Source organism: Arenibacter sp. S6351L (assembly GCF_023016025.1).
GTDB lineage: Bacteria > Bacteroidota > Bacteroidia > Flavobacteriales > Flavobacteriaceae > Arenibacter > Arenibacter algicola_B.
Genome location: NZ_JALKBB010000004.1, coordinates 1 through 14024, shown reverse-complemented (window position 1 = coordinate 14024; position 14024 = coordinate 1). Strand labels below are relative to the sequence as shown.

General features: G+C 40.4%; 12 protein-coding genes. 5 read left to right on the top strand and 7 right to left on the bottom strand.

The genetic code is table 11. The features are described 5' to 3' along the window. Positions 1 to 91 precede the first annotated feature (91 nt). From MWU82_RS04475 to MWU82_RS04465, 3 genes are read right to left on the bottom strand one after another with little or no spacing between them, the layout of a single operon-like run. Positions 92 to 1510, bottom strand: a complete 1419-nt coding sequence (locus MWU82_RS04475) for a nucleoside recognition domain-containing protein (protein WP_247095384.1) — start codon at positions 1508 to 1510, stop codon at positions 92 to 94. Positions 1511 to 1520: 10 nt separating this feature from the next. Beyond that, entirely contained in the window at positions 1521 to 2285 is a 765-nt protein-coding gene (locus MWU82_RS04470; RefSeq protein WP_247095383.1) for a FeoB small GTPase domain-containing protein, read from the bottom strand. Positions 2286 to 2288: 3 nt separating this feature from the next. After that, positions 2289 to 3311 (bottom strand): DtxR family transcriptional regulator, encoded by a 1023-nt coding sequence (locus MWU82_RS04465; protein ID WP_247095382.1) that lies wholly within the window; start codon positions 3309 to 3311, stop codon positions 2289 to 2291. Between the two features lie 359 nt (positions 3312 to 3670). On the opposite strand from MWU82_RS04465, the gene MWU82_RS04460 reads away from it, so the two are divergent. Further along, positions 3671 to 4447, top strand: coding sequence for a sugar phosphate isomerase/epimerase (locus MWU82_RS04460; protein WP_247095542.1), 777 nt, complete (start codon positions 3671 to 3673; stop codon positions 4445 to 4447). Between the two features lie 135 nt (positions 4448 to 4582). Here the strand turns inward: MWU82_RS04460 and MWU82_RS04455 are convergent, their stop codons facing one another. Beyond that, positions 4583 to 6571, bottom strand: a complete 1989-nt coding sequence (locus MWU82_RS04455) for a heavy metal translocating P-type ATPase (protein WP_247095381.1) — start codon at positions 6569 to 6571, stop codon at positions 4583 to 4585. Between the two features lie 55 nt (positions 6572 to 6626). Continuing rightward, on the bottom strand, positions 6627 to 7040 hold the full coding sequence (locus MWU82_RS04450) for a transcriptional repressor (protein WP_215948099.1): 414 nt from the start codon (positions 7038 to 7040) through the stop codon (positions 6627 to 6629). A gap of 259 nt (positions 7041 to 7299) precedes the next feature. Here MWU82_RS04450 and MWU82_RS04445 point away from each other — a divergent pair, with 259 nt between their 5' ends. From MWU82_RS04445 to MWU82_RS04435, 3 genes are all read left to right on the top strand, one after another. After that, positions 7300 to 8607: a dienelactone hydrolase family protein gene (locus MWU82_RS04445; RefSeq protein ID WP_247095380.1), complete on the top strand. Its 1308-nt coding sequence runs from the start codon at positions 7300 to 7302 to the stop codon at positions 8605 to 8607. A 64-nt stretch (positions 8608 to 8671) separates the two neighbouring features. After that, positions 8672 to 9049 (top strand): MauE/DoxX family redox-associated membrane protein, encoded by a 378-nt coding sequence (locus tag MWU82_RS04440; RefSeq protein WP_247095379.1) that lies wholly within the window; start codon positions 8672 to 8674, stop codon positions 9047 to 9049. An 84-nt stretch (positions 9050 to 9133) separates the two neighbouring features. Further along, the gene (locus MWU82_RS04435) at positions 9134 to 9721 is read left to right on the top strand and encodes a pseudouridine synthase (RefSeq protein ID WP_247095378.1); all 588 of its coding nucleotides are present in this window, start codon (positions 9134 to 9136) and stop codon (positions 9719 to 9721) included. 49 nt (positions 9722 to 9770) lie between these two features. Here the strand turns inward: MWU82_RS04435 and MWU82_RS04430 are convergent, their stop codons facing one another. Then, complete coding sequence (locus tag MWU82_RS04430) at positions 9771 to 10469, bottom strand: protein-L-isoaspartate(D-aspartate) O-methyltransferase (protein ID WP_247095377.1); 699 nt, start codon at positions 10467 to 10469, stop codon at positions 9771 to 9773. Positions 10470 to 10638: 169 nt separating this feature from the next. Then, on the bottom strand, positions 10639 to 11334 hold the full coding sequence (locus tag MWU82_RS04425; protein WP_247095376.1) for a DUF1080 domain-containing protein: 696 nt from the start codon (positions 11332 to 11334) through the stop codon (positions 10639 to 10641). Between the two features lie 244 nt (positions 11335 to 11578). On the opposite strand from MWU82_RS04425, the gene MWU82_RS04420 reads away from it, so the two are divergent. Continuing rightward, complete coding sequence (locus tag MWU82_RS04420; RefSeq protein WP_247095541.1) at positions 11579 to 13867, top strand: DNA topoisomerase 3; 2289 nt, start codon at positions 11579 to 11581, stop codon at positions 13865 to 13867. Positions 13868 to 14024: the final 157 nt, after the last annotated feature.

Genomic DNA, 14024 nt, shown 5'->3' with positions numbered 1-14024 from the left:
ATTTAGGGAACCTCCAAGAATAGAAATATTCCCATAAAAGGTTTAATTCAACCTGGAATGTTTTATTAAGACCAGTAATGACCTGGAGTATTTACGCAAGTAATCTCCAGATCTGTGCTACCAAAAATGTCACCACAAATCCCATAATTACAGGTAATATTGAAGCTACAATAGTCCATTTAACACTTTTAGTTTCCTTATAAATAGTATAAATGGTGGTACTACAGGGATTGTGCAACAAACTGAACAACATTAGGTTAATAGCAGTCAACAACGTCCATCCCCCTGCTCTTAGAATATCCCCTGTAGCCGTTACGGAATCCAATTCGAACATTACACCGGCGCCGGCGCCAGCGGAAATTCCTGTAACCAGAACAGTCAACATCAGTATAGTGGGGATCACAATTTCATTGGCCGGAATAGCTACAATATAAGCCACCAAAATAACACCGTTAAGGCCCAAAAGGAAGCCAAAGCCATCCAAGGAATCTATCAACCATGAGGCAACGCTGGCATCACCCAAATAAATATTTGAGATAAGCCAAATTACGGCTCCTGCAGGGGCAGCAAAAACAATTGCACGCCATAACACGATCAAAGTCCTATCTATTATGGAAGTATAGATGGTTTTCCAAAATCGTGGAGGACGATAGGGTGGTAATTCCAAATTAAAGGTAGATACTTCTCCTTTCAAAATTGTTCTGGACAAGCCCCATGATACCAAAAACATAAATATCATACCCAACACAGCTATTCCTATTACCGCCGCCAATGACATAATTCCCGAATAACTAGCTGGCACCAGGGCTCCCACAAATATGGTAGCAATCAGAATCTGTGTGGGCCAACGCCCATTACAAAGGGAAAAGTTATTGGTGATGATGGCAATCAATCTTTCCCGGGGGCTGTCTATGATCCGTGTAGCCACGATACCTGCAGCGTTGCAACCAAAACCCATACTCATGGTCAGCGCCTGTTTACCATGGGCGCCACTTAGTTTAAATAAATGATCCAAATTAAAGGCTACCCTTGGCAAGTACCCGAAATCTTCCAATAATGTAAACAATGGAAAGAAAATAGCCATTGGTGGCAACATCACTGCTATGACCCAAGCCACTGCCAAATATACCCCGTCTATTAAAAACCCGTCCAACCACCATGGCATTCCAATAGTGGAGGCGAATCCCTTTATGGCCGGATGGATCGTGTCCAGGAGAATGCCGGACAGCATGGCTGAAGGATAATTGGCCCCAACGATCGTTAGCCAAAGGACTACTGCCAAAATCAAAAACATAAGTGGAAAACCCCATATCTTGCTGGTAATGATCTTATCTATTTTGGCGTCTATCCTATATGCCCCAGTCTCATCCTTCTTATGCACCGAGTCCTTTACTATTTCCGCGGCATCTGCATAGATCCCTTCCGCCAGATTATCATGGAACTCATCGCCAATTTGCCAACGAAGGTCATTGGAAAGGGAAATAATATGATCTATTTTTTTAGTGTCCATCAAAGTTAAGTTATACGAATTCACCCGTTTTAAGGGTCTCAATAATATTTCTGTCCCCTTCCAGCAAGCGCAACGCGATCCATCTACTGTTGGGAATATCCGGATATACTTCTTTTATTTCCGTGCTTAATTTTTCCAAGGCCTGCTCTATATTTTTTGGTATATTCTTTATACGATGGGGCTTGCAAAGAATTTTACCGTTGGCCAGTTCACTAACGGTCTGGATCAATTCCGGAATTCCCCTATTATACCTTGCGCTGGTGGGTACCACAGGAATACCCAGATCCCTTGCCAAAGTACGGGTATCTATTTCCAGATTATTTCTTTCGGCCTCATCCATTAAGTTTAAACACAGGACCGCATTATTCGTAATTTCCAAAATCTGTAATACCAGATTTAGATTTCTTTCCAGCCTACTGGCATCTACCACGATGACGGTTACCGAGGGCTTCCCAAAAAGAATGAAATTTCGGGCAACTTCCTCATCTTCAGAGGTGGAGAGCAAAGAGTAGGTCCCTGGCAAGTCTACCAGCTTAAATTTCTGCCGATTGTACTCAAAAGCGCCTTCTGCCCTGGTTACCGTTTTGCCAGGCCAATTTCCTGTATGTTGACGCAAACCCGTCATGGAGTTAAAAACAGTACTTTTTCCCGTATTCGGATTACCTGCTAAGGCAACTACAAAATCAAAATCGGAGGTATTTACCCCTAATTTTTTCAATCCCTCCGCATTGAACTGGGCACAGGTCTCACATGCACTTTTAGGTTTAACTTCCATGATTTAATCTTTTTGTATTAAAATTTTCGATGCTTGATTTTGGCGAAGGGCAATACTTGTGCCCTTGATTAAAAAGGCTTTGGGGTCGCCCAAAGGATTCAGAAGATCTATCTTGACCTCAGCTCCTTTCACAAAACCCAAATCGAGCAACCTTCTTCGGCTATCTCCCCTAATTTCCTTTGATATCCCTATAATCTTGGCAGTTTCATTTTCTTTTAAAATGGACAACCTCGCTAAATTTTCTTCAAATACCACGTCCTTTTCCAAAACTGATACTGTAATATTCCCCGCCATTATGGGCGCCAATACAAAGGCCTCCCCCTCGGAATGAAATTCAATGCGGGCAGGTGTCTTTTCCATAATCCGTATCACAGATCCAATATGGATATTTTCTGCCAAGATCTGTTTGTAAATTATTTCGGGCTTATCCTTGATGTTGACAATTCTTCCAATTGTTCCAATGGGCAGCTCCGATACAGGAATCCCCTTAACTTTGGCAATCTTACCAGTATTGGTCGGTATGGGATCTCCGTGCGGGTCAAATTGGGGATTGCCTAACTGGGAAGCCAGCATATCTGTATCCATCTTGGAAAGTTCATGTTCCATTCTTTCTGCCCTCTCATGCCATTCCGCCTCCTTGAACCCTGTTTTTTCGGCCAAAAATTTCTCCCAAAGCCTATGGGCCCTAACAATTCGCAGGGCATAATCACTGCCCGATTTTGTAAGTTTCACACTATCTCCCTGTATACTTATCAGCTCATGGTCCGACATTTTATTGATGCTTTCAAGTATGAGTCTGTCATTGTATTTTAATGTCCTAATAATATCATTGATGTTGAGATGCTTGTCCGCATTTTCATTGTGATATAATAACTTTAAAACATCCTCAACAACTATTTTATCATTCGAAACAGAACTGTTTTTTATCAGCCAAAACCATCCCTTATGAGGTCTGAAAAGCAGATAAGCCAAAATTGAAAGTGCAAAAAACACCGCTAGGGCTGTTATAGGATTGTAGGTATTCATTAGCTAGATATACATATATTTTTGGCCCGATTTTTAACAACCGCACATTTACATTGTAGGTCAAGGCCCATATCAATCTTAATTTTATAATTGATATAAAGATAAATATTAATTTTTAGATTCACCTAAAAATATATTTCACATGACCTATATTTATATTGACTACTAATGGAAGCTTCTCTAAAGAACCAACTACCAACATGGGCCTTTGTTTATGTGAAAGTTTTTATTGTTTTAATTGTAGCATATTTATAAAAACATATGTTACTTTTAAAAAAATATTATTTACAATTATTATGAAAAAGTTATTGACTTCTACTGCCTTGAAAAAATTAATTCTACCGTTGTTAATAGTCGGTATGTTTACAGCCAATGCCCAGCAAAAGGTTGGTGGTCTGGCACTCTATACGGTCCGGGATAATATGGGAGCCGATGCCAAAGCTACTCTTAAGGCTGTTGCTGACGCTGGGTATAAAAATATTGAAGCTGCAGGATACAGGGATGGAAAATTTTACAATATGACCCCAGAGGAATTTAGCAAACTGCTTAAAGAAGTGGGATTAAAGCCAATTAGCACACATCAGGGCGGGGTTACACTAGAGAATGCGGATACCATGATTGCCGATGTTAAAGCGGCCGGATTTAAGTACTTTGTAATTCCGGTACCACCCATGGGACTAAGGGGCGACTATAAACAACTTGCTACTGTTTTGAGCACCCTTGGTGAAAAATGTCACAAGGCAGGATTGAAATTACTATACCACAATCACGCTTTTGAATTCGAAAAAGGGGATGATGGTGTAGTTACCTATGATTACTTGCTAGAAAACACAAATCCGAAATATGTTAATTTTCAGATGGACCTTTATTGGGTAACCAAGGCGGACAAAGATCCAGTAGCCTATTTCAATAAATATCCAGGAAGGTTCATAATGTGGCACGTGAAGGATATGGACGATCAAGGTAGGTTTGCCCCAGTAGGTAACGGCCAAATTAATTTCTCCGAAATCCTGGCCCAAAAAAAACTATCCGGGATGAAATATTACATGGTTGAGCAGGATAAAACTTTTGATATGACCCCGTTGGAAGCCATAAAAATTAGCCATAAGGGCATTATGAAAATAGGATTTAAATAAGGATATCACCAATTTCAACTGCCTATAACTATGGTGTTGACAATGAATTGGTTTCAGTATAACTAAACGGCTGCCAGGGTCTATCCTTGACAGCCGTCTGTTTTTCAAAACTCCACATTTATTAACGTACTAGGGTTAATCTAGATCAAACCTTAAAAGTCGTAAGGCATTGATTACCACCAACAAGGTAGACCCTTCGTGAATGGCAACAGCAATACCTATATTGGCAAATCCAAAAAGGGTGGCCGGAATTAAAAATGCTACTACGCCCATACTGATCCAAAGGTTTTGTTTGATAATGGATTTGGATTTTCTACTCAACCCGATGACAAAGGGAAGGCTCTCTATCTTGTCCGACATTAAGGCTACGTCTGCGGTTTCCAGAGCTACATCGCTCCCTGCAGCCCCCATTGCAATACCTACGGTACTGCTGGCCATTGCAGGCGCATCGTTTACGCCATCACCTACCATGGCTATTTTAACTCCCTTTTTCTGAAACGCCTGAATAGCCTTTACCTTGTCTTCCGGAAGCAAATTTCCTTTGGCCTCGGTAAGTCCAATCTGTCTGGCAATGGAGTCGCCCACGTTTTGATGGTCCCCTGTCAGCATAATCATTTGTTTTATCCCTATTTCCTTTAGTCGCTCCAAGGTAGGAGCAGCACTTTTTCTGGGAACGTCCATGACACTCAACAGCCCGATTATAGTTTGCTTATAACCCACTGGCATAACAGTTTGTCCGTCCTTCTGCCATTGGCTAATTTGGTCTAGGGTTTCAGATGAAATTTGGATTCCTTCCTCCTCCATCAATTGCACATTGCCTATAAAAATATAATCACCGTTATATTGCGCCTTTACCCCCTTTCCCTGAACGGCCTGCATATTGGAGGCCCGGTGTTTACTTTCAATGTCATATTCGTCTATAAGATCTTTTGTAATAGCTTTTGCCAAAGGATGATTACTTAAACTCTCTACGTCTACCACCAACTCCAGAAACTCATTTTTATCAAATCCATTTATGGGAAGGACATTTGTCAATCTCGGTTTGCCTTCGGTGAGTGTCCCTGTTTTATCAAAAGCTATAGTGGTAAGGCTGCCCAAATCTTCCAGGGCACGTCCACCCTTTATGAGCACTCCTTTTTTGGCTGCTCTGGCAATGGCACTCAATACGGCACTTGGTGTTGAAATAGCCAAGGCACAAGGACTGGAAGCTACCAATACGCTAATGGCCCTATAAAGACTTTCTTTCACCGTCTCGTCTATAACCAAATGGGCAAAGCACAAAACAACGACCAAAACAATGACCGCCGGCACAAACCATTTCTCAAATTTTTTGGTCAGTAATTGGGTGGGCGATTTTTTGGTTTCCACCTCGCTTACCATTTTTACCAATCTGGAAATGGTGGCATCCTCATTCAATTTTAAAACTTGAATCTCCAGCATGGCATCCCCGTTAATAGTACCCGTAAAGACAGTGTGGGACTGTTCTATTTCACTAAATTCGGGAAGATTATTGACATTGGAAACTGCAGTTTTGTCTACAGGGATACTTTCTCCTGTTATAGGTGACTGATCTATACTACTACTCCCCTTTACAATAACTCCATCTGCAGATATCTTAGTGTTTGGTTTTACCACTATTATATCTTTCAACTTCAAATCCTCTACGGGAACTTCCCTTATATCCTTACCATTTTTCAAGAATGCCGTCTTGGGGGAAAGCTCCCCTAAAGCCTTAATGGATTTTGTGGCCTTGTTCATGGCATAGTGCTCCAACGCATGTCCCAAACTAAACAAAAACAACAGTAGGGCTCCCTCGGCCCAACTATCTATATAGGCAGCTCCCAAGGCGGCAACGAGCATTAAAAAATCAATTTCAAATTCCCCTTTCCTAATCTTGGCAATTGCCTCGAGCAGGGTGAAATATCCTCCAAAAAAATAGGCCGTTATATAACTCACCAATGGTGCCCATGCCGGGGCATTAAATATGGTGGACAAAATCAATCCAATTAAAAAGAATACCCCACTTAAAATGGCAAAATAGAGTTCTGTCTTTTCACCAAAAACCCCACCGTGGTCGTGTTCATGATTGTGGTCCTTACTCTTGTGATCATGCCGATGCTTCATACATAAGTTATTTAAAAGCAAAATTAACCGTTATGCCCTTGCAATGTATGTGCATTTATTGGTTGCAGTGCTCGCAAACACCCTTTACCAGCATATTTACATCTTCTGGGATAAATTTTTCCGGAAGATTTATTTGAGGTATCCGATGCTCGGTTAAGCAAGTGGTTTTATTACATTTTGTACAATGAAAATGTAAATGAAGATCCGAGTGCCGTGCCATACCTTCATCATGATCGCAGAGTGCATATTTGGGGATTCCTGTTCCATCGTCTATTTGATGGACTATGCACTTCTCCTCAAAAGTCTTTAAAGTCCTATATAGGGTAGTCCTATCCGATTTTTCAAAATTCTCCTCCACGGTGGTAAGGCTAACCGCCGACTGCTGCAAGGCCATAAACTGATGCACCAAAATGCGCATAGCTGTTGGCCTAACACCAAATTTCTTAAGTTGTTTCTCGGTTTCCTTCATAATATCGTTGTCCTCGTGATTGCTTTTTTTTATTTCTTCACTGTCGATTAGCGTTCCCGATCACCAAGGTATTATTTTCTAATGTATCCTTAAAATCCAAACCTTTGAAGTTTTCATAATTATAATCGAAACCTTACGCCAACTAATGGTCATTGAGCAAAGTGGTATGCTACAAATAGTCCAATTCACTTTTGTCAAAGCATTTTCAGATTGAATAGTTGATATAATATTTTGTATTTTTAAGCTAAACCAAAAACTTATGATCAAACCAACTTATTTCCGTTTTGCCCATCTGCAAATATTACTTTGTTTTCTCGTTTTCAATTCTGTTTTATACGCCCAAACCGAATCTTTTCTATACGGTGATGCCTTGCCGGATGCTCCAGAACTATCGGCACGTGGTACCTATAAAATTGGAGTACGAACTTTGGATTTTGTCAATAAGGGACAGGCGGATGTTTTAAATTCGAAAAACGGTATAGACCCCATATATGATCGACCATTAAGGGTAGAAGTCTGGTATCCTGCACTATTAACCAATGGAGCTACAGAGTCTGTTACATATAACGAAGTCATGGGAACCGCCCATGATTCCCTTCGCCCTTTGACTCCCATTACTTTTAAAGGTAGGGCATCCCGTGATGCCGCACCACTGACCACAGATGGTCCTTTTCCCCTTTTAGTAGTAGCCCACGGGTATGTTGGCTCCAGATACCTTATGACCTATCTAACGGAGAATTTGGCTTCCAAAGGATACGTTGTAGTAGCCATAGACCATACGGATTCGACTTTTAAAGATGCCTCGCCCTTTCCAAGTACTTTGGTGAACCGCGCCAAGGATATTTCCTTTGTGCTAAACCAAACGGTGAACTTGGGCAAAGCTAGGGACAAAAACTTTTTATCGGGATTGGTAGATTCTGAAAATATTGGCATCATAGGGTATTCCATGGGAGGTTACGGTGTTTTAAATGTAGCAGGAGCTGGATATAGCGATGGAATGGTAGGTTTCTTTTCCGGCATGACCGGTGGTAGCAAAGCAATAGCAGAGTTGGCCATGAGCAACCCTAAATTTCCAAAGGTTGACCCTAGAATAAAAGCGGTCGTAGCCTTTGCTCCCTGGGGAATGGAGCGTGGGGTTTGGGATGCCGAAGGTTTAAAAGGGCTAAAAGTTCCTACCTTTTTTGTTGCAGGAAGCCAAGATGACATTTCAGGATACGAAAAAGGAATTAAGGCCATCTTCACAGGGGCCGTTAATGCGGATCGATATTTACTTACCTATAAAAATGCAAGGCACAATGTAGCCCCAAATCCTCCACCAGTAGAATCTTTGGAGCCGGGCCTCCATATTGATGAATACTATAGATATGCCGAACCTAGTTGGGACGAGAGAAAAATTAATAATGTAAACCAACATTTTTTAACTGCCTTTTTAGGGATACACCTAAAACAAAAGGATTATTCAAAATTTTTAGAGTTACAGGAGGATTCCAATGAAAAGGATTGGAACGGATTTAAGCCCCGATCATCAACAGGCATGGAACTGCTACATGAAAAACCTACTCCTTAAAGGAGTCTTATTCGGGTATTCCTTAACTCAATATTTATTTAACATTTTTCAAAACAATTAGGCCATGAAGCTATTTTGGACCATTCTTAAAATACTATTGGCCCTTTTTATGATATACGCAGGAGTACAACATTTTTTAAAACCATCCTTCTACCTGCCTTTCGTATCCCCATTTTTACCTTTTAAAATGTTCGTCATTTATTCATCGGGAGTATTGGAGATTGTTCTAGGAGTAATGCTCCTCCTTCCCAAATACGCTAAATTGGGAGCTACGGGGATATTATGGCTTATGATTATTTTTCTACCCATACATATTTGGGATATTTTTTCTGACCAACCCGCCATTGGAAGCCATGAGGCTGCTATGATTCGTTTGCCAAAACAATTTGTCTTTATAGGCCTTGCCTGGGGTGTTAGAAAATATGCGACAGGAAAAAGCTAAGATCAATATTTCAAATGGTATAAATCAAAAAAAAAATAAACCTTTGGGGTTCCAACCCTTTACAAAACAAAGTACCTTCGGCCCATGCTGGAACCCGCTCATATTCACTTTAAAATTCACAAACCTTTCGGAATGCTGAGTCAAATGCACTCCAATGATGACAAGGAGTCGCGCAACAAACGTTTCTTAAGCGAACTATATAACTTTCCTGAAGGCATAATGCCCATCGGTCGTTTGGATGAAAAATCGGAGGGATTGCTTCTGCTCACAACGGATGGAAAATTGAGCGATCAGATCAACCGTTCGGGCGTGGAAAAGGAATATTATGTACAGTTGGATGGAGAAATAACCAATGAAGCTATCAAATTATTAGAGCATGGAGTGGAAATAGGATTCCATGGCAAGAAATATACCACAAAAAAAACCTCTGTTCATAGATTGTCCATCCCCCCTGTCCTACCCGACCCGGATAAAAAATTGAGAATAGGACGGCATAGGCCCACTTCCTGGATCAGTATCACCATCACTGAAGGCAAGTTCCGTCAGGTCCGTAAAATGACTGCAGCCGTAGGTTTTCCTACATTACGGTTGATCCGTATCCGCATTGGTAATATTAATTTGAAGGAATTAAGCCCGGGAAAAGTAATCCCGATCAAGGAACTATCTTTTTAAATGCCAATCCATGGCCTATGTAACAGGGCCCTTACCATTCCAAAAAACATTACTGCTTTCTAGTGAAGGGTACAAAGCGAACAGGAAACAAATTTTTGGTTATTATTCTATCCTTCTTTTTAAACACACTAACCAAATAGGTAACATTATCACTTGGCCCAACAGGGATTACCATATGTCCACCATTTTTTAGTTGGTCCACCAATGGCTGGGGAATCGACTCTGCTCCTGCAGTGACCATAATGGCATCAAAAGAGGCTTTTTCTGGCCATCCATGGTACCCATCGCCCCATTTAACTATGACATTATCAAATCCTAAATTCTTCAATCTACTTTTAGCGGACAAGGCCAAGTCTTTAATTATTTCAACCGTAAACACAGAATCCACAATTTTGCCAAGTACCGCCGCCTGGTATCCCGAACCTGTTCCTATTTCCAAAACTTTATCAGTAGATTTTAATTTTAGTGTTTGGGTCATAAAAGCTACTATGTAAGGTTGGGAAATAGTCTGACCACTACCTATAGGCAGTGCCCCATCTTTATAAGCATGTTCCACCAAGTTTTTTGGCACGAATTCATGCCTTGGTACATTCAGCATGGAATATAAGGTTAAAGGGTCTTTTATTCCCCGGGCTTCTAGTTGTGTCTTTACCATCTGTTCCCGATTTATGACTTGATCGTTTTGGGCAATAAGTACACTTGTGAAACAAAGCGTAAGCCCATAAATGAAGAGGGATCTATAATTCATTGCTCCTGATTTTTAAACATAACTTATTAATAATTAATAAGATAAAAAATAAAAACTAAGCATTCTGCGCCCCTTTGTTAAAAGAATATGCCTTTTAGACCATCAATTCTATTATAGGACCAAACCAAATTTAGAAGTAACCATGGTGGGACGTGCAGGGCAATGTTAATCACGGTGCTGTTTCACTGTGCTTGTTTATAGGTGTCAGCATTACTTTTCGAAATTCTACTTCCGCACCTTCTGCCTGCAAGGCTATATTTCCACTACTTGCTGTAGCATTGTAACCATGATTTACCAAATCGCCATTTACCCATACCTTTATTGAGTTTTTAAGGCACTCAATGGTCATGGAATTCCATTCACCCAAAGGTTTTTCCGAACCATCGGTCAAATTTTTTATTCTTCGCAGTTTACCTTCGGTTATCCCCCATTCTTCTTTAGGCCCTCGCCTTTCCAACATATTGTCTGTCTCGATATCCTGTACAATACACCAAAAATCGCCGGCATTTTCATGCATCATTTGAACCTCAATAGATTTAGGGAACATTTCATATAGGGATCTAGGAGTGGAGGCAAATACCAACACACCACAATTACCAGGTTTTCCAGCAAAACGATATTCCACTTCCAATCTAAAATCCTGATAAATGGCATCCGTAATAAGATGGCCCTGTGGTTCTCCCAAACTCACCAACATACCCTCCCTTACTATAAAAGGATTAATGGCACTGGGATCGTTATCCATTTTGGGCACATCTACATGCCAACCCTCCAAATCCCTCCCATTAAAAAGACTTTTGGAAGACTGGGAAGTACAACTAATTAGTGTCAAGAAAGCGGTAATTACCAACACTATAATTTTCATTTGTTCATTTTTATTGATTATGGTATTCCACATAAAATAACTTCAAATCCAATATCCCTTAAATGTATTATTTTCCATTGACATATTATCTATCAAGATTGTCTTAATAGAATTTTCCCTTTATCACCAAAAACCCAATTAGTTATAATTCACAACACGAATGTTGAAGAAAATACCTTACAATGCAAATGTGGGGGTTCAGTATAAATTAAGTAATTTGCACCCTTTCAAAACAATAATAAAAGTGAAGGTCTGTATTGCGGAAAAACCCAGCGTGGCTAGAGAAATTGCTCAAGTATTAGGAGCAAACACTAAGCATGATGGGTACTTTGAAGGAAATGGTTACGCAGTTACCTTTACCTTTGGCCATCTCTGTACTTTATTTGAGCCCAGTGACTATAAACCCTATTGGAAAAGTTGGGATTTGAACAATTTACCCATGCTCCCGGAGAAATTTAAAACAAAAGTGGTGGACAATGCGGGAATCCAAAAACAGTTCAATATTGTAAAAAGTCTGTTCGATAAAGCGGAAGTGGTAATCAACTGCGGGGATGCAGGCCAGGAAGGAGAGCTTATTCAACGTTGGGTAATGCATCAGGCCAACTACAAAGGAGAAGTAAAGCGTTTATGGATTTCTTCCTTAACAACCGAGGCCATAAAAGAAGGGTTTACCAAATTAAAGTCCTCACAAGATTATGACAATCTCTATTATGCGGGCTTTTCCCGGGCCATAGGGGATTGGCTTTTAGGAATGAATGCCACTCGCCTTTATACGGTAAAACACGGTGGCTATAAACAGATGTTGTCTGTCGGTCGGGTACAGACCCCCACCTTGGCCATGGTGGTAAATAGGTATTTGGAAATAGAAAACTTTAAGCCCCAACCCTATTGGGAATTACAAACCCTTTATAGGGATACGGTTTTTAATTATGAAGAGGGTCGTTTCTTAAAGATGGAGGATGGAAAAGTTCTTGCCAATGAAGTAAAGGAGCACGAATTCGAAATAGTCAACATTACCAAAAAGAAAGGCAAGGAATACACTCCCAAGTTGTTCGATCTAACAGGCCTACAGGTGTATTGCAACACAAAGTTTGGATTTACGGCAGATGAAACACTTAAGATTGTCCAAAAATTATATGAACAAAAAGTGGTTACCTATCCTAGGGTGGATACCACCTTTTTACCTAATGATGTTTATCCTAAAGTAGCGGGAATACTTCGCAATCTAACCCAATACGAGCAGTTGACCTCTACCCTATTGGTAAAAAAGATCAGGAAATCCACAAAGGTTTTCAATGACAAAAAAGTAACGGACCATCATGCAATCATTCCTACTGGGGTTGAAATAAAGTTAGGTGTAGCCCAGCAGCAGGTGTACGATAGCATTGTTAGAAGATTTATCGCCGTATTTTACGATGACTGTGATGTCTCAAACACAACGGTAATAGGCAAGGCTGCCAATATCTCTTTTAAAACCACCGGGAAGGAAATCCTCAAAAAAGGGTGGCGAATTGTTTTTGAGACTGCCAAAACAAAAGAAAAAAAGGAAACAGGGGTATTACCCAATTTTGTGAAGGGAGAAAAAGGTCCCCATGAGCCTTCATTTTTGGAAAAGCAGACCAAACCACCAAAACAATTTACGGAAGCTACCTTGCTAAGAGCCATGGAGACAGCAGGAAAACAAGTGGATGATGACGAAATGCGGGAACTTATGAAAGAGAACGGAATAGGTAGGCCATCAACCCGCGCCAATATTATAGAAACTTTATTTAGGCGCAAGTATATTGAAAGAAAAAAGAAGCAGGTATTGCCAACTCCAACTGGCATTCAACTAATTGATACGATACAAAACGAATTGCTGAAATCTGCGGAATTGACCGGGTTATGGGAAAAGCAGTTGAAAGATATAGAAAAGGGCAATTTTAGCGCTGCATTGTTCATCAAGAATATGAAAAAAATGGTAGACGAATTGGTTTACGAAGTTAGGAGTGAAACAAAACGTGCCAATATCTCCCATACCCAGGAAACCAAAAAAAAAGAAACCAAAAAAAACAAAATTAGTACTGGAGGTATTACCGAGGAAACCTGCCCAAAATGCAAGAACGGGAATCTTATAAAAGGGAAGTCGGCCTATGGATGCAGTGGTTACAAGAATGGTTGCGATTTTTTACTCCCCTTTGTCTTTCACAATAAAAAAATATCGGAAAATCAGTTCACGAGATTACTTCAAAAAGGTTGTACGGTTAATTTAAAGGGGTTTAGCTACAATGGTGTTGAAGATGTTGAAGGCCTCGTACGCTTTGATGAGCAATATGGGTTGATTCTAGAGCCAAAGAAAAAACCAAATACCGATACTCCAAGTTGCCCCAAATGCAAAAATGGAATGATTATAAAAGGAAAAACCTCCTATGGTTGCAGTAATTACAGCAACGGTTGCGATTTCAGGTTCACTTTTGAGGAAGTAAAAGCCAAAGCTGCCGATAGACCCTTGACCAAAGCCCTTGTCCTTTCTATTTTAAACGGCAATTCTTAGCATAACTTTTAAAGCGGGGCTGCTCTGATGGCAGAGCCTATTAAAACTCTAAGTGGAGAATGGGATTGAGTCGTCCTAAAATAGGTTGACGGTTTTTAAAGAATATATATTAGACCTGTGAAGTTAACTTCACAGGTTTTTTGTTATGTATAAAATT